The sequence below is a fragment of the Paenibacillus sp. FSL H7-0331 genome (genome assembly GCF_001956045.1).
The window spans coordinates 87,309-104,721 of record NZ_MRTH01000021.1 but is presented as its reverse complement, the minus strand read 5'-3'; the positions used below and the strand labels follow the sequence as shown (position 1 = coordinate 104,721).

The window sequence follows — 17,413 nt, the reverse complement described above, 5'->3', positions numbered from 1 at the left end:
CACTTCCTTCTGTGCGCCTATTGCAAGGTATCGAGGTTCTTCTTCAATTCATCCAGCTTTTTCTTCACTTCCGCAAGCTGTGTGTACAATTGGTTACTATTGTCGGTTTTACTATTAGCGCTGTCTTTGGTAAAGGCCAGCAATTCATTCAACGAATCGATTTTCGTCTGCATTTTATTTAGATCACCACTGACGCTTTCTTTGAGCTGGCCAAGCTGCTTCTGATAATCCTGTTGAACTACAAGCAGCTGCTGCTCGGTCTGCTGGGCGATTTGTGTGGTGATCTGCTGGCGTATGTAGTCGGTATACAGCTTGGCACCATACAGTCCACCAGTAATGAGTAGCGACCATGCCATAAATAGAAAAAGATACGTTCTTCCTCTGACTTTACTTTTGCTCTTAACTTGTTTCTCTGCTATTGTGCTTGGTTTGCTTGTCCGCACCAAGGGCTGCTGGGTTACCGCAGGGTCAAGGGGCGTATTCATAGTTGACTCACCTTCCTATATTCATTCGGCGAAAGACCGATCCATTTCTTAAACACTTTACTGAAATATTTCTCATCATCATAACCAACCATACCTGCGATCTGGGCAATTTTCAAATGAGGATTCAGCAGCAGCAGCTTCGCCTTGTCCACCCGCAGTTGGGTAATGTAATCCGACACATTGATTTGAAATTGCTGCTTGAATTTACGGGAAATATATTCACGGCTTAAGTAAAAATGCTGGGCAATCTCGATAAGCGTAATATCCTGATGATAATGGTTTTGGATATACTTTGCAATCTCAAAAATGGCATTGTTATCCTGCTGTTGGTGCTCGAGCATCTGATTGGACAACTGGATCAGGCTATCGGCTAATTGCTCCTGCCACAAGGACAGGGAAAGCTTGCCTTCATCATCTAGCGGAAGGACAAAATCGGAGCGGGAAGCATCGATCATGAATTCCGGCTGCCGATCACCGAACCATTCGATCAGCCAGCGGCTGCGCAGAACGGTATATTCATGGCGCCAATGCTCAAGCTCCTCTATGCTGATAGTACTCAGCTTGCCAAGAGCCTGTATCCAGCCTTGAACTGCTTTACCGATCTCGACGGCACTTCCACTGCGTACGGATAAACGAATAGGCTCTGCATAATCGGTAAATACAAGGGCAGGGTGCTGAACGGCGGTCTGCTCCTGATATACATGCAGTTGATTATCCTTGCGCAGCAGATTACGGTGACGCAGAGCGGCCTTCGCTTGCTTGTAAGCAAATGGCAGGCCCGCTGGAAAGGGATGTACCGGACTCATTCCAATATCCAGATTTCCTTTAATAGCTGTCCAGATCCCATTCGCGATATCGTTAAGCAGCTCTTCACCTGCATGGGCTCCATATAACAGTACAATGATTTCATCCTCACTGTTCCAGTAACGATAGGCAATGCCTTGTGGCGGCTTCTGCTGCAGAAATTCATTACAAATGTTCGTAAGCGAAAAAAATAATAGGTCCAGATTGGACTGAAATTTACGCTTCAGACTGCCGCTCATGGTTTCAAGACTAATAATAGCCAGTCTGCATTCCTTCATGTCGCGATCGAGACCAAATTCCTGGGAAAGTGCTTCAGCGGCAGCTTCAAAGCCGTGCGGCTCCATAATGAAGTTGGACAACACTTTATCCCAATATACCGGTCGAATCTGGTTCATCTCGATATTGCGCTGCTGCTGTCGCAGGCGTTCAGCTTCTTCAAGCTGCCAGCATTGAGCGGCTTTACGAACCGCTGCCTCCAGCTGATCGGCGTCGATCGGCTTTAAAATATAATCCATACCCCCATACTGAACCGTATGACGTACCAGCTGAAAATCATCGAACCCGCTGATTACAATCGTTTTTCCTGATGGATGATGGGTTTGGAGCCATTCCAGCAGCTTAAGACCGTCCATCAAGGGCATCATCATATCGGTAAAAATAATTTGTGGTTTGTGCAAAGTGATTAGTTCCGTTGCTTCCTGTCCATCGTGTGCTTCATATATGTGATCAATGCCAAGCTCTTCCCAAGGGACCAGCAGCTTAATGGCTTGTCGTACATGTTTTTCATCATCAATGATGATGGCTTTCATAATCCATCCTCTTTTCATGGTAAAACTTGCTTCGGTACAGGGAATAACAATGTAATTCGAAAACCGCCCTGCTCAGGCTGATCCAAACGCATATCCGCTTCACCGTTAAAGTAGAGCAGCAGCCTGCTCTTGACATTATAAAGCCCAATGTGACTGGCTTGCTCATTATCAAAGGGATCCAGGTTCTGCTTCAGCTGCTCCAGCAAGGCATCGAACTGTTCTTGTGGCATTCCTCTTCCGTTATCTTCAATGACAAGCTTGACATGTTTGCCATCCCCTGTCCACGTACTGGAAACAATGAGCTGGCTGTGCGGATTTCGATGATCAAAACCGTGTTTAAAATAGTTTTCGACAAGTGGCTGCAGCAGCATTTTGGGGATTTGCAAGGACTGAGTCGATTCCTCTATATCATACCTTACTGTAAGCTCATTCTCAAAGCGCTGAAGCTGCAGCTGCAAATAAGCTTTTACATGGTTCAGCTCCTGCTGCATCGTCACAATGCTCTCATTCGTGTTCATGCTGTAACGCATCATTTTGGCTAGCGCAGACAGCAGCTGATAAATTTTTGGGGCCCCGTGCTGAAGCGCGAGTGTTCCGATCGATTGCAGTGCATTATATAGAAAGTGAGGATTGATTTGTGCCTGCAACGCTTTGAGCTGGTTGGTTTTATTGGCAATATCAAGCTTGTATTCGCTCATGATCAGATTGTTGATCGTCTGCATCATCAAGCGGAAGCGCCGAGCGAGAATACCAATCTCATCATTGCTGGTCGCTTGAATGTCAACGTCCATATTGCCCGTCTGGATTTTACTGATATACCCTAGCAAATTGCGGATAGGAGCCGTAAACCGGAAGGATATATAGAGTGTTGCCGAAATGACGACAATCAGAAACAGGCTGAATATCATCGCATTGATAATCGTAAGCTCTCTGGCATTTTTGTAGAGACTTTCATATGGAATGCGTTTAACCAAGGTCCAGTTCATATAAGGTGCGGTCATACGCTCATAAATGTGGACACCGGAAAACTGCTTGCTTTTGAATTCAAAGCTGCCGCTGTTTGCATTCTGCGAAATCAGATGTTGAACCCACTGCTCATTCAGGACATGCCCCAAGGAGGCTGTATCCGCGGAATAAATAATGGTTCCCTTTTCATCGAGGATGTAGAGCTCCTCCTGCTCCTGTGAATACAGCTCTTCACAGATGGAGCTAATGACTTCCAGATCAAAATCAATGGAAAGAGTACCGAGCTCCTTTTGGGTAATGGCGTTGCGTATGGAACGATGTAGCGTGATGACTGTGGAAGGTGGCGCGTAAAACAATCTGCCGGTTCCATAATCATGACTGACATGGGTGGGTTCCATAAAAACCTCCGCATTGTTTGCTTGCGTGTATTTGGGAGGCGGGCCTTCACTGGGAACCGGATTTCGTTCTGAGATCAAGAGGGAACGTTCGCTTTTGGCCATATATAAATATACTTGTCTGATTTCCTTGACGGAGTTGGCAATGCCAAGAACACCTCGGGTGATTTCGCTTCTGCTCAGGTAATCGGTATCGCCATTTTCGATAATGCTATATAAAGTACTGTTATTGTAGATGGATAATGAGCTTTGCTCGATGACATTCAAATAATTCATCATGTTTTTGTTGGCTTGGTGAATCAGATTTGAATTACTTATAACGGATTCATTAGAAACCGTTTGTTTGGTAAAGAAATAGGTGATAATAATGGAGGTCGAAATGGGTACGATAGTGGCGACTAGCAGAAAAACAATAAGCTTATTGCGGATACTGCTGCGGATCATACGCGTCCTCCTTAGGGTTTCGCTTTAGCAAAACCGGCCTCGTAAGCATCTGCTTAGGTGTAACTCGACAAGTGCACAACCATTGTATCAAGGGGTATCAATAAATTCCACCTGTTGCGTCACCATTGTCAGTGTTCTAGTGTGTCAAATCTTTCTATACTGAGAACATAACTCGCATCGAAAGGAGAAGGATGCCATGAAAGCAAAACAAAAAGGCACGGGTTGGCTCCCTCAATTGGTCTTTGTTGGTCCGGCCGTATTTTTCTTCATAATCATCGTTGTCATACCGTTCCTGATGAGTATTTACTACTCTTTTACTGAATGGAATGGGGTCTCAACAACAATAAAATGGGTAGGATTCGATAATTTTAAGCAAATTATAGTGGGGGATCAAGATTTTCACAAGTCATTCTGGTTCACAACCCGCTTTAGTGTCGTTATGGTTATTTTAACCAATGTCGTTGGATTTGCACTGGCTTTACTACTGACACAGGCGCTCAAGACCCGTAACGTATTGCGTACCGTGTTTTTTATGCCCAATGTTATTGGGGGTCTGCTGTTAGGCTTTATCTGGCAGTTCATCTTCGTAAAAGGCTTTGCAACGATCGGCGAGATTACGAATATCGGGTTTTTCCAGCTTCCATGGCTCGGCGATGCGCCAACAGCGTTCTGGGGTCTCATTATCGTCAGCGTATGGCAGACTGCCGGGTATTTGATGATCATCTATATCGCGGGATTAGCAAATGTACCCAAGGATATATTAGAAGCTGCTTATCTCGATGGTGCGACTCGCTGGCAAGTATTGCGTTCCATTACAGTCCCATTGATTATGCCATCGGTTACCGTCTGTCTGTTCCTGGCGATCTCCTGGGCATTCAAAATGTACGATCTTAACGTTTCCCTCACGAAGGGTGGCCCATTCAACTCGACGGAATCGGTCGCGCTCAATATATACAATGAGGCGTTTTCGAATAACAGATATGGTCTGGGGACAGCCAAATCACTGATTTTCTTTGTAGTGGTTGCCGTGATTACGGTCATTCAGGTGTGGGTAACGAAGAAAAGGGAGGTTGAAGTGTAATGGAAGCGAAAAACACCTACAATCTTCGGATATTCGGCCTTGAGATTCTCGGTATTCTGCTGGCTGTGCTGTTTCTGGTTCCTTTTTACTTTGTTATTGTGAATTCGATGAAATCCTTTGGTGAGATACTGATCAACTCGGCTAATTTGCCAACGTCGCTTAATTTTATGAATTACACCAAGGTATGGAGTATTATGAAGTTTCCGCAGGTGTTCTTGAATTCTTTGTTGGTTACGGTTTTCAGTAATATCGGGTTGGTTATTATCAGTTCCATGGCAGCATATCGATTGGTGCGCTCTCCGAGCAAGTTTAATAACCTGATTTTCCTCGCTTTTGTAGCGGCAATGGTTATTCCCTTTCAATCGATCATGATCCCGCTGGTTCGTGTAGGCAGCCAAATTGGTATTATGGACAGTATTCCGGGTCTGGTGATCTGCTATTTCGGATTTGGAGTTTCATTGAATGTGTTCCTGTACCATGGGTTCATTAAATCAATCCCAATTGAAGTGGAAGAATCGGCAAGAGTGGATGGCTGTTCACCGTATGGTGTATTCTGGAAAATTGTGTTCCCACTGTTAAAGCCGATGACTGTAACCGTTGTACTGCTGAACAGCTTATGGATATGGAACGATTTCCTGCTGCCGATGCTGGTGTTAAGCAGTCCGGATCTTAGAACGATTCCGCTTGCAACGTTCTCCTTCTTCGGCCAATATACGAAGCAATGGGATTTGGCTTTGGCTGCATTGGTGCTGGGTGTGCTGCCGATCGTAATCTTTTTTCTGGCGATGCAAAAGCACATTATTGAGGGGATTACGGCGGGCTCTGTGAAGGGCTAAGCTTGTGTGTGATGTGTGAATGAACTTGCTTTTGGGGGTCATACCTGGGTGGCGCTGTATCATTTGTCACCCGTTAAATAAATTAAATTCTAGGGAGGCTAATTAAGATGAAAAGAATGAAAAAAATGACTGCAATCAGCTTAACCGCTTTGTTATTCGGATCTGTACTAGCTGGGTGTGCGAAAAGCGAACCTGCACCAGGCGCGACAGGTGGTACCAACACAGGGGCTGCAGGCGGGGCGAAAAATATTACGCTTAAAATGTTCCAATTCAAAGTGGAAATTGCTGAACCATTGGGTAAGCTTGTTGCTGAGTACGAGAAGGCTAATCCAGGCGTGAAGATTCAAATCGACACTGTAGGCGGTGGCACGGATTATGGTGCGGCGCTGCTGGCCAAGTTCAACTCAGGCGACAAGCCGGATATTTTCAACAATGGTGGTTTCTCCGATCTGGACAAGTATATTGAGCATCTGGAAGATTTGTCCGATCAGCCTTGGGTAAAGGATCTGGTTACTGTGGCTAAGGAGCCCATGACGAAAAACGGCAAGCTGTACGGTCAACCGTTAAACCTTGAGGGCTATGGATTTATTTACAATAAAGACTTGTTTAAACAGGCTGGTATCACGGAAACACCGAAGACGTTATCTCAGCTTGAAGCCGCGGCTCAAAAGCTGCAGGATAAAGGCATCACGCCTTTCGTGAATGGCTATGGCGAGTGGTGGGTACTGGGTAACCATTTTGTTAACCTTCCGTTTGCTTATCAATCCGATCCAAACGCATTTATCGATGGCTTGAACAAAAAAACAGCCAAAATTACCGGCAATGCTGCTTTTGATAACTGGGTTAAGCTGTTTGATCTGCAATTAAAATACGGCAACAAAAACCCGCTGCAAACCGACTACAAAACTCAAGTAACTGAATTCGCAACAGGTAAAGCGGCTATGACGCAGCAAGGTAACTGGACACAGCTGCAAATTACACAAACGAATCCGAATATCAACGTCGGACTTATGCCAATGCCGATCAGCGAAGATGCTGCAGCCAATGACAAGCTGCCAGTAGGTGTGCCGAATAACTGGGCTATCAATAAAAATTCGCCGAACAAGGAAGAGGCCAAGAAGTTCCTTAACTGGATGGTTTCCTCCGATATCGGTAAAAAGTATATCACTGATGAATTCAAGTTCATCCCTGCCTTCACGAACATTACTGCCGATGAGAAGATTCTTGGACCTCTAGCTGCAGATATTATGAAGTACAGCAAAGAAAACAAAACATTAAGCTGGAACTGGTTCAAATTCCCAGGCGGAGAAGCATCCAGCAAGAAATTCGCTGCCACCATGCAGGCTTATGTAGCCAAGCAAAAAACGAAGGATCAAATGTTCGACGAATTCCAAAAAACTTGGGATAGCCTGGGCAAGTAATGCAATATCGTAATATTCAGCAGATTGTGTAAGTAAACTAGTATTGAATGGCCTCAGCGCTTGCGCTGGGGTTTATTTTTTTGCAAGGGGGTTAGCATCTGGGAGGAAAGAGGGAGAAAGTGTCCGTATTCTATGCATGTTGAAAACAAATGCCTGTATATCCCTATATACGTGGCTATAGGCGGTTTATTGGCGATTTGTTCATTTAACATAGAGAGGTGCACGCTGGTACAATAACAAATGAACAAGCGCAGATGACATATACATAAAGAAATCAGGTAAACCTGCTGACGGGGGACATGCATGATAACAAGGCTGGGATCAGGTGTTAAAAATTGGGTGGATTCAAGGCGATTGCATATTCCCGCGGAAAAGCGGCTGTCCAAGGATGCAACTACGTCCTTGTTCATTCATTTTTGCTTTCAATTCGGAGCTTCGATGTCCGGAGTGTTTCTCACCTTGTATTTGTGGAGGCTTACACATAGTCTGTGGATTAACGGTATGTATAACATCATCAACTATGCGGTTGCCCCATTTGCCTTTATGCTGGGTGGCCTGCTTATCAAAAAAAAGGACCGTATGGTCACCTATCGCTTCGGAATCGCGCTAATCGCTTTATTTTATCTGGTTGTCGTTCTGGCCCAGGAGCGGGTTGTTGATTATTATGTGTTATTTGCTATTTTTGGCGGCATGGCAGGGGCCTTTTACTGGGCAGGATATTTAACCTTGATGTATGATGTGTCAACGGAACAGAACCGTATCCGATATTTGGCTATGAATATGATTGTGTTTACGTTGGCGGGTCTGATTGGTCCTGCTTTGGCTGGGTATATCATTCGTCAAAACAACGGTTTGCAAGGATATACGATTGTATTTTCTATCGCTTTCCTGATGTTCCTGATGGCCGCAGTCGGGAGTCTGCGGATCAAAACAAAGGCAACGCATCACAAGGCCTATTATTTGAAATACGTCGGTCTGCTGATGAACAAAAACAGGCTGTGGTTCAAATCGCTATTTTGCTTCAGCATTCTTGGTATTCTCCAGGGGATGATGATGTTTTTGCCAAGCATTTTACTGTTTAAAATTGTAGAGCGAGAGGATCTGGTCGGTTATCTGGGGATGCTGTACGCAAGTCTTGGTATAGCAACAGGCATGTATATTTCACGTTACGGCAGAGATGGTTGGGCAGGGCGATTTATTATTATTTCGACGATTGGTTGTGTAGCAGGGAGCTTGTTGTTAGTATGGAAGCTAAACTTGTATACGGTAATTTTGTTCATGATCCTGTACTCGATCTGTGCACCGCTGCAGGGGAATACCATCACCTCCTATTATTTTCGAATCATGGGCACACTTCCATTAAAGGGACAGCTGCGTGTGGAGTCCGTTGTGATGAGGGAAACATTTGTGAATGTGGGACGGATTGTTGCGATATTTGTGCTGATTATTTTGAACCGTTATACAGGTGATTGGACCTTGCCCTGGGTACTGCTGGGTGCCTCAATTGTCCAAATCGGAATTTATTGGTTGATAGAGCCGCTGCGGCAAACTGCGGCGGACTCGGCAGCTGATTAAAGCTTGATCATGAATATAACGATTAAGGCTGACTCACACGGCGACGAACGCTGGCAATTGCCCATAACAAAATAGGAAACACGACAAAACCTGTTAAAATATAAAAGGTGCCACTGGTTGAAATAAAATGAGCGAGCTCCTGCAGGTTGTTCGATACCCAAATCGACATCACGGTAATGAGAACCCCGAGTGGCAGTACAATCGAGCGATAGCTGGTGAGCTTCAGCCAGTCGGCAGCACCTACTGCAAACGTGTAATAAAATAGTGACAACTTGGAAAAGGTCCCAAGTACCCATATCATCATGATCATGGCCTCGACATGCTCGAAGAAGTCGGCCAGCATAATATACCGGGAAGCAAACAAAACAGGATATAAAATACGGCCTGCCAGTGTTCCCATCAACAGAAGAATCGCAAGATTCATAATAACCATTGTGAAGGCGGCCGCGGCTACGGAGATATGGGCCCACTTTAAGGCTTTGTGAGGGTCTTTTAGTGTTGGGTACAAGTACGAAATCAACACAAATTGACAGAACCAGCCCTGTACGATAAGGGAGCCTTTGATCGGAGGGACCAGACCGTGCTCCAGAAATGGCAGTAAATTCGTCAGCTTCATATCTGGGATAATAAAAAAAATCGTAAGCAGCAGCAGCAGGAGCACGATCGGTATAAACAGCTGGACACATCTTGCAATGACCTCGATCCCTGCGCGGACTGCAAATGCACATACCAGTACCATGCTTGCAGCAACGACTATAAGGGGTGTTTTTTTGAAAAAGTTACCGACGATGAACTCGGAGTAGTCCCTAACGGTTGCCCCGAGGATATGCAGATTAAATAATAAAAACACGAATCCGACGATTTTGCTTATGTATTTACCAAGAATCGACTCCATATACCCAAAAACGCTCTGATCGGGATAATATTGATGCAGCCGATAGGCCACCCATACCATCACAAATCCGCAGACACTGCCGATTATCGGTGTGAGCCACATATCGCGACCCGCTAAAGCGGTTGTAGCAGAGGGCAATAAAAGAATAGCCGTTCCCAAAACGGTTTGATACATCAAAATAGCCATCTGGGCGGATGAGATCTGTTCCTTTGCATTCATAAGCTTAAAATTCTCCTCCTTCTGCCCACCGTTTCCATCTTGATGCATACAGATCAGGCAAAGGTCAACTTGGAGGAGGCTTCAACAGCTCTCCAAGAGGCTTGTAGACGGACTCAATAAACTGAGTAGGTCCAGGTAAACCTGTCTTAACAATCAAAAGTATAGCTAATATCCATCCTATAGCTATAATCCACAGAAATGCCCACTTATCCTTCGTCTGCTGCTGAAGTTTCCCCCACTCAGCTCCTACAATCAACGCTATGGCCACAGTTACATAAATAATATTTGTCCATATTATTGGGAATCCACTCCTTTTTCTGGTGAGGTTGCATCGGGATTAGAGATTCCGGGTCTGACAATATGAGAACGGGAAACGATCCTGACCTCCATCTTGGAGAATATATCACTCCAATTCGCCTTCGCTGTTTTCCAGGCTTGAGGATGCTTTCTGTGAAAGGCATCGGCAAATCCAAAAATATCGCTGTGGAATCGCTCCTGTGCGGGCTGCAGAGCTCTTTTTGCCCGATTTTCAATCAATTTATCTACACTGATCTCAATTGTTTTGACCCATTCCGGCTCCATAAGGCTGATTCCGGTCGTATTCTGCTGTACATCTTCCTCGGTCTCGATATGTACGTCCATATGCCAAACACCATTCACAATGCTTGGAAGCAGTTGGGTGTAGCTGCGGATCATACGCAAAGACACGGAGCCTTTGGAATGGCTTGGAGCTACGGTAATGACGGAGGTTTTGAGCTCGTCTCTTAGCCATAAGATACCACGTGCCGCCTGGCTGTCTAATTTCCCGACCATTTTTCCATCCTTGAGAATGGCACTTCCCTGAATATAAGCAATAGTCTGGTTAGGTGGCTTATCCGGTTCGGGAGGCAGTATGACGATATAAGGAAGCGCTGCGGCATTGGCGTCTCCGGTCAACATTTCTGCCAATTCTTTGATAGTTACCTGCAGACCGGTATGGAATGTGGATATTTCCCGCAGTACCTCTGACGAATTTCGCTCCAGAGGCGGTATCAGTTTTAAGGTATCCTTGCCCAAACCCTTGCTAATAAATACGTTGGCCCGTTCCCGTGGCTCCGGTGACCGCAGCATGTAATCGACATCTTCGCGAATTCCCTGCTGAGCCCGCGCTTGTCCAAAAATGTACACCTCGTTATGTCCCCAAAACACTTCCCGCGGCAGCCTTTCCTGAAGATGTGACATTGCATCAGCAATAGATACGCCTTCTGCGGATCTGACCATCGTTTGCTCCTGCCCTTTGGATGAAGAGGTTCCTCCAAGGGAAGAACTTCCCCCGCCATTTACTTTTGGTATGTATACCTGAACGGACAGCTCCAGCAGCCCTTCGCCTTTTTTATCGATGGCGGCTCCCATAACAAAAGCGAGATCATTAATTTCTTTTCGGTCCCAACAGCCTGCGGTAACGATCAAAACCAGAATGTAAAGGAGCAGTATCATGACGATTCGGATAAACCGATTACGGTTAGTGGCATCAGGTTTGCTGCACATACTAAGATGCCCCGCCTTTGTCAGATCCTGGTTTGTTGTCAGCTGATTGTCGAATACTGTCAGAATTACCTGTGAGATCAGGTCTGGTATTCAAGCTCCATAGGGGAGCACGGATGAGTACATCCTTCCATTCGCCTTTTTTCATGGGAGCCATTGCAGACAGATAAGGCACCCCGAAGGAACGAAGCGAGCTGAGATGAATCACGAGCATGATGACTCCCAGCATCAAACCAAGCAAGCCGAGCATGCCTGCCAGCAGCATGATGGGAAAGCGCAGCAGCCGAATCGCAATGCCAAAAGTGAAATGGGGAATCATAAAGGAAGCGATACCGGTCAAAGCAACAACCATAACCATGGGAGCCGATACCAGACCGGCCGAGGTTGCCGCTTGTCCAATAACGAGTGCGCCTACAATGCTCACGGCCGCACCCACCTGCTTAGGTAACCGGACGCCAGCCTCGCGTAAGCCCTCAAATGTAATTTCCATTAGCATAGCTTCGACCAGAGCCGGAAACGGAATATCCTCACGGGATTTGGAAATGCTCAACAGGAGCGTGGTAGGAAGCATTTCTTGATGATAGGTTAGTACAGCCACGTACATGGAAGGGCCAAGCAAGGCAAATACCAGAAATAAATATCGCGTCCAACGTATGAAAGAACCGAGCATATAGCTTTGGTAATAGTCTTCAGGCGATTGCAGCAGGGAGTAAAGGGTAGTCGGAGCGATTAATGTAATTGGAGTCCCATCCACCAGCACGGCAATACGGCCTTCCAGCAGACCGGCCGTCACGACATCGGGGCGTTCGGTGGATTGGACCTGTGGAAATGGAGATTTTCTGGAGTCACGGATGAGCTCCTCAATATATCCGCTTTCCAAAATTCCATCGATAACAATACGCTCCAGCCGTTCCGTCATTTCTTGTAACAAGACTTCGTCTGCCAAGGTATCGATATAGGCGATAGCAACCTGAGTCTGGGTGTAGCGCCCGATCTGAATCGTTCTCAGCTTGAACGAAGGACTGCGGAGCTTGCGGCGCAGCAAGGACATATTGGTGCTCAAGGTTTCGGTAAAACCTTCTCGGGGGCCGCGGATAACAGATTCAGACATCGGCTCTTCAATGTTCCGTTTCTCCCATTTGCTTAAGCCAAAAGCTAACCCAAAGTTCTCTCCATCTAAAAGAATGACGGGCATACCTTTCGAAATACAGGCTACGACCTCTTCAAAGGTAGTCACGTTTTCAGATTGAGAGACTGGCAGAATCTCCTTAAGCGCGGATAAAAGCTGACCGTCCTCCAGCTTTTGCTCTTTCATAAGGGAAGTTAGCACTTGTCGGTCCAGCGCTATCGCATCCGTCAAACCCTCGATATAAAACAAAACCGCATCAATTTGGCTGCCAAATGAGAATGGATGAACGACCAGATCCGGGCAATCGACATAAATCGTTTGCAGGTGATCGGTATTCGCCTTCAGTATAGCCGATAACGGCGTACTGGATTGAGGCGTGAATTCAAATACAGGATTTTTGTTCGGGTGTATTGGGCTCATGGGACTCTTATCCTATTCATGAATGATATGGAGGTTATTATCTCCTGCATCGCCCATTTCTATTACTATCCAGATTATCAAGCAAGTCATGATTTGACTTTGACTGATCCCTGCTCAAGTCGGGCTATCCAGGGTTCAATAGATTCCTCGCCATTCACAAATAAGCGCTTTAACAGCAGGCGGTTCTGGTCACGTGTGGTTAAGCCTTGATCAATGGTGAAGGCATAACGGAAGCCGTGCTCTTGAAGCAGCTTCAGTGTAGTCTCATTTTTTTCACCAAAGGGATAGCAAAATACAGTCGTATTGATCTTCAACTGTTCATCAATTTGACGTTTGGCTTCACTGATTTCAAAGGCTTGGCTTTTTGCAGATAGCTTGGGCAGGTGAGGATGCGTCATGCCATGAGGTTGTATATCCCAGCCTGCTTCATGCATTTCCTTGATTTGATCCCAATTGAGGAAATACCCGTCCTCAGTTGTGCCGGGGGATACAAAGAGCGTAGCGTGAAATTTCAGTTGTTTTAACAGCGGCAGGGCATGCTCGTAATTATCCGCGTATCCGTCATCAAAGGTGAGCAGAACAGGTTTCTTCGGAAGCGAGGTTGTTGTCCCATCCATATAATCGATAAATTGCTGCAGCGTAAGCGTATGGTAGCCGTTTTTGGATAAATAGAGCATTTGCTCCTCGAATTTAGCTGGTGTAATGACAGCGCGATTGCCGGGATCAATAGTAATGCTGTGATAGTTTAATACGGGAATGTGCTGGGGCTGGGTAGTTGCCTGAGCAACTACTGTTTGGGCAGCTTCTGATGCAACCGAAGCCGAAGTCTCAGTTGTAGATATAGGGTCATTTGCTGGAGCAGCAGGTACTGTTGAGGCATCAGGAAACATAGACATATAAACGGAGGGCTTCAAGGGTTCAGACATTTGGCTGTCAAAAGGCGTTTGTATTTGCAGCGGTACATCGGATTCAGCAGAACGTACAGACGGTGAGATGAGCCGTGACCAAGATAGACTGATCAACAGCACTAGACAGCATAGTAGTAAAGCATACCATTTATAGGAAATGAAAGCGCTCTTCAAAGGTCCTTCAGTTGGTTTTAGCAGACGATTCATAGCCCTTGGACAACTCCCTTCGGGAAAATCTACTACTATGCATATGGATTGTGTACACTTTTATACCTGTATCTAATTGCCTGATGTGCTTGAAAGTACAGGCAAAGGCGGAAGTTCAGCCACCACGTGCCCATAAGTAACAAGCGCTTCTTCTCCAAGCGGGCTCAGACGATAAACACCTCGTTCGACTCGCTGGAACCATCGATAATAATTTTTTTGTAATAAGCCGGCGGCCTTGGAGTTACCCGTTAATTGACGCAGGCGAAGGGGACTTAAGGTGCCGTGGTGATGAAGCAATTGTGCCAAATGGAGTGCCTTCTCACGGTACGAAGTCATCAGCTTTCGCTTGCTGCTGCCGCCTACATTGTAATCTGCCCGACGCTCTTTGAATTCCTTCACAATGCCTTCTGCCGCCCTTTTATTGAGACGAGGCAGCTTGGCTGGCGTGTACAGCGTAGCGTCAGACATACAACCAGTCACACTGATGGTCTCATCTATTTCATCCAATGCAGCTATTGCAGCTATGTAGGACAACGAGGGTGAGGTCAGGCTTAAATCCGGTGAAGAAGCTGCTGCTGTTAAAGGAAGCGAGGCTGTTAACATGTCCTCAGGAGCCTTGGATGGATGGCATTCGATATGCACAGCCGGCTGCTTTCGTTTAAAAAACTGTACGGTTATCATGCCAATTCCGAGCATTTGGCACAGCTTCCGCAGCTCCGGCCAACTGGCTCCATGAGGAGCGCGTCCCTTATTCGGAAGCTCAAAAGCGACGTATACACAACGGCTTAGACGAAGCCGATCAATGCCCTGTAGGAGCAGCGGGATCGAAAAGTATCTTTTTAATTCAACAATAACTGGCTGCTCTTCACCACGGATAGCGACGAGATCACAATGGCGAACTTCACCTCTGACTGAATAGCCTTGCTGCTCGAAGAAGGATTTAACCGGTGCATAGAGCTCGGTCTCGGTTTTGATCGGCACGGTTGTCGCTCTCCTTTGTATAGGGTTATTTACCCAAATTACAACTATTATAGCACAGATCGAATCGTTGAATTCTTATACGGCTGCTTTTTCAATATTGAAATTTTTGTCTAAAATTTTAGGTCAACTTATCCTCCTTCATTGCATACTTATTTATTACACTTCAATTTTGATGGTACCGCATAGGCGACGTCCCTAACGTAAGAAGTCAGCTCTCTTTTCAAAAAACGGTTTATGCTTGCGAAGTCAGTTTTCCTTCGGAAAACTTGGCACATGCTTACGAACGGCACATGCTTACGAAGTCAGTTTTCCTTCGGAAAACTCTTAGGAGGTTAACCCATGGACATATTCAAAAAAATTTCGGACCATCGCACGGAAATCGACCGATTGGCATGGACGGGAACGTTTGCCGAATATATTGAGATGGTTCGTCAAAGGCCCTACCTCGCAATGACCGCCCATAGCAGGGTATATCGCATGCTGGCTGCACAGGGAATCGGGGACGAGGCTAATAAACGGCGGTATCGCTTTTTTGATCAGGACATTTTTGGTCTTGACCATGCGATAGAAAAGCTTGTGGAAGAGTATTTCCATTCTGCAGCAAGGCGTCTGGATGTCAGGAAGCGGATTCTGCTGCTGATGGGTCCGGTGAGTGGAGGCAAGTCCACTATTGTGACGCTGCTCAAGCGGGGCCTGGAGCAATTTTCACGAACTGACGAGGGAGCCGTCTATGCCATTAAAGGCTGCCCGATGCATGAAGAGCCTTTGCATTTGATTCCACAGCAGCTGCGCTTTGATGTGGAGCAGGAGCTCGGTGTGAAGATCGAAGGGAGTCTCTGTCCTTCCTGCCAAATGAGGCTGCGTACAGAATATCAAGGCCGGATCGAGGATGTGATGGTCGAGCGGGTGTTCATTTCCGAGGAAAGCCGCACAGGCATAGGCACGTTCAGCCCATCGGATCCCAAGTCGCAGGATATTGCTGATTTGACGGGCAGCATTGACTTTTCAACCATAACGGAGTACGGCTCTGAATCCGACCCGCGTGCCTATCGGTTCGATGGAGAGCTGAACAAAGCGAATCGGGGCATTATGGAGTTCCAGGAGATGCTGAAGTGCGATGAGAAATTTTTGTGGAATTTGCTGTCACTGACACAGGAGGGGAATTTCAAGGCAGGACGTTTTGCGTTAATTTCTGCTGATGAGCTGATTATTGCCCATACGAATGAATCGGAGTACAAATCATTTATTGCCAACAAAAAGAATGAAGCTTTGCAGTCGCGGATGATCGTTATGCCGATTCCATACAATTTGAAGGTATCGGATGAAGTGAAAATTTATGAAAAGCTGATCGGGCAAAGCGATATGGCCCATATTCATATTGCGCCTCACTCTTTGCGCGCAGCGGCGATCTTTTCCATACTGACACGGCTTAAGGAATCGAAAAAGCAAGGTATGGATTTAGTGAAAAAAATGCGGATGTATGATGGTGAGGAGGTTGAGGGCTACAAGGAAGCTGACCTTAAGGAAATGCAGAACGAGTATCTGGAGGAAGGGATGTCAGGCATTGATCCGCGTTATGTCATCAATCGGATTTCCAGTGCTTTGATTCGTCAGGGCCTGCAATTTATTAATGCGCTTGATGTTCTACGTGCTCTAAAGGACGGATTGGATCAGCATCCTTCCATTACGAAGGAAGAAAGAGAACGTTATTTGAATTTCATTTCGGTAGCCCGCAAGGAATACGACGATCTGGCCAAAAAAGAAGTCCAAAAGGCCTTTGTGTATTCGTTCGAGGAATCTGCCAAAACCTTGTTCAACAATTACCTCGATAATATTGAATCGTACTGCAATTGGGGGAAAGTGAAGGACCCGATGACAGGCGAGGAAATGGATCCGGACGAAAGGCTGATGCGTTCGATCGAAGAGCAAATCGGTATTTCCGAGAATGCCAAAAAAGCGTTCCGCGAAGAGATCCTGATCCGTATGTCCTCCTATTCACGTAAAGGTCACCGCTTTGACTACAGCAGTCATGAGCGGCTTCGTGAAGCGATCGAAAAGAAGCTGTTCACCGACCTGAAGGATATTGTGAAAATTACGACTTCGACCAAAACACCGGATGAAACGCAGCTGAAACGAATTAACGAGGTGATCAGCAGACTGGTGGAAGAGCATGGGTATACCGCCTCGTCAGCCAATGAGCTGCTGCGTTATGTGGGCAGCTTGTTAAATCGATAAAAGTTAAGCTTTGAACCAGCCCCGCCGTTGTTCCCAGGAGGACACGGACGGTGCTGGTTATTTGCGATTACGGGATACT

General features: G+C 46.2%; 13 protein-coding genes. 5 read left to right on the top strand and 8 right to left on the bottom strand.

Annotated elements, in window-relative coordinates; genetic code table 11:
* Window positions 1-17 precede the first annotated feature (17 nt).
* From BK127_RS26475 to BK127_RS26465, 3 genes are read right to left on the bottom strand one after another with little or no spacing between them, the layout of a single operon-like run.
* On the bottom strand, window positions 18-485 hold the full coding sequence (locus tag BK127_RS26475) for a hypothetical protein (RefSeq protein ID WP_076234563.1): 468 nt from the start codon (window positions 483-485) through the stop codon (window positions 18-20).
* Entirely contained in the window at window positions 482-2,098 is a 1,617-nt protein-coding gene (locus BK127_RS26470; protein WP_076234561.1) for a response regulator, read from the bottom strand. Before BK127_RS26470 ends, BK127_RS26475 begins: the two co-directional genes overlap by 4 nt.
* 14 nt (window positions 2,099-2,112) lie before the next feature.
* Window positions 2,113-3,903: a sensor histidine kinase gene (locus BK127_RS26465; RefSeq protein WP_076234558.1), complete on the bottom strand. Its 1,791-nt coding sequence runs from the start codon at window positions 3,901-3,903 to the stop codon at window positions 2,113-2,115.
* A gap of 196 nt (window positions 3,904-4,099) precedes the next feature.
* Between BK127_RS26465 and BK127_RS26460 the strand changes: the two genes are divergently transcribed.
* From BK127_RS26460 to BK127_RS26445, 4 genes are all read left to right on the top strand, one after another.
* Window positions 4,100-4,984, top strand: a complete 885-nt coding sequence (locus BK127_RS26460; protein WP_076234556.1) for a carbohydrate ABC transporter permease — start codon at window positions 4,100-4,102, stop codon at window positions 4,982-4,984.
* Entirely contained in the window at window positions 4,984-5,820 is an 837-nt protein-coding gene (locus tag BK127_RS26455; protein WP_076234554.1) for a carbohydrate ABC transporter permease, read from the top strand. Before BK127_RS26460 ends, BK127_RS26455 begins: the two co-directional genes overlap by 1 nt.
* Window positions 5,821-5,936: 116 nt before the next feature.
* Window positions 5,937-7,241, top strand: a complete 1,305-nt coding sequence (locus tag BK127_RS26450) for an ABC transporter substrate-binding protein (RefSeq protein ID WP_372237379.1) — start codon at window positions 5,937-5,939, stop codon at window positions 7,239-7,241.
* Window positions 7,242-7,544: 303 nt separating this feature from the next.
* Entirely contained in the window at window positions 7,545-8,816 is a 1,272-nt protein-coding gene (locus BK127_RS26445) for an MFS transporter (protein WP_076234550.1), read from the top strand.
* A gap of 22 nt (window positions 8,817-8,838) precedes the next feature.
* Here BK127_RS26445 and BK127_RS26440 read toward each other — a convergent pair whose 3' ends face one another.
* The 5 genes from BK127_RS26440 to BK127_RS44540 all read right to left on the bottom strand — a co-directional run bounded on the left by BK127_RS26440 (window position 8,839) and on the right by BK127_RS44540 (window position 15,099).
* The gene (locus BK127_RS26440; RefSeq protein WP_076234549.1) at window positions 8,839-9,930 is read right to left on the bottom strand and encodes a GerAB/ArcD/ProY family transporter; all 1,092 of its coding nucleotides are present in this window, start codon (window positions 9,928-9,930) and stop codon (window positions 8,839-8,841) included.
* 294 nt (window positions 9,931-10,224) lie between these two features.
* Complete coding sequence (locus BK127_RS26430; protein WP_083689599.1) at window positions 10,225-11,457, bottom strand: Ger(x)C family spore germination protein; 1,233 nt, start codon at window positions 11,455-11,457, stop codon at window positions 10,225-10,227.
* 1 nt (window position 11,458) lies between these two features.
* On the bottom strand, window positions 11,459-13,003 hold the full coding sequence (locus BK127_RS26425; RefSeq protein ID WP_076234544.1) for a spore germination protein: 1,545 nt from the start codon (window positions 13,001-13,003) through the stop codon (window positions 11,459-11,461).
* 86 nt (window positions 13,004-13,089) lie between these two features.
* Window positions 13,090-14,118: a polysaccharide deacetylase family protein gene (locus BK127_RS26420; RefSeq protein ID WP_256711457.1), complete on the bottom strand. Its 1,029-nt coding sequence runs from the start codon at window positions 14,116-14,118 to the stop codon at window positions 13,090-13,092.
* A gap of 72 nt (window positions 14,119-14,190) precedes the next feature.
* Window positions 14,191-15,099 (bottom strand): DUF2161 family putative PD-(D/E)XK-type phosphodiesterase, encoded by a 909-nt coding sequence (locus BK127_RS44540; RefSeq protein ID WP_256711456.1) that lies wholly within the window; start codon window positions 15,097-15,099, stop codon window positions 14,191-14,193.
* Between the two features lie 339 nt (window positions 15,100-15,438).
* Here BK127_RS44540 and BK127_RS26405 point away from each other — a divergent pair, with 339 nt between their 5' ends.
* Window positions 15,439-17,334 carry a PrkA family serine protein kinase gene (locus BK127_RS26405; RefSeq protein ID WP_076234541.1) on the top strand — a complete coding sequence of 632 codons (1,896 nt, stop codon included), beginning with the start codon at window positions 15,439-15,441 and terminating at the stop codon, window positions 17,332-17,334.
* Window positions 17,335-17,413: the final 79 nt, after the last annotated feature.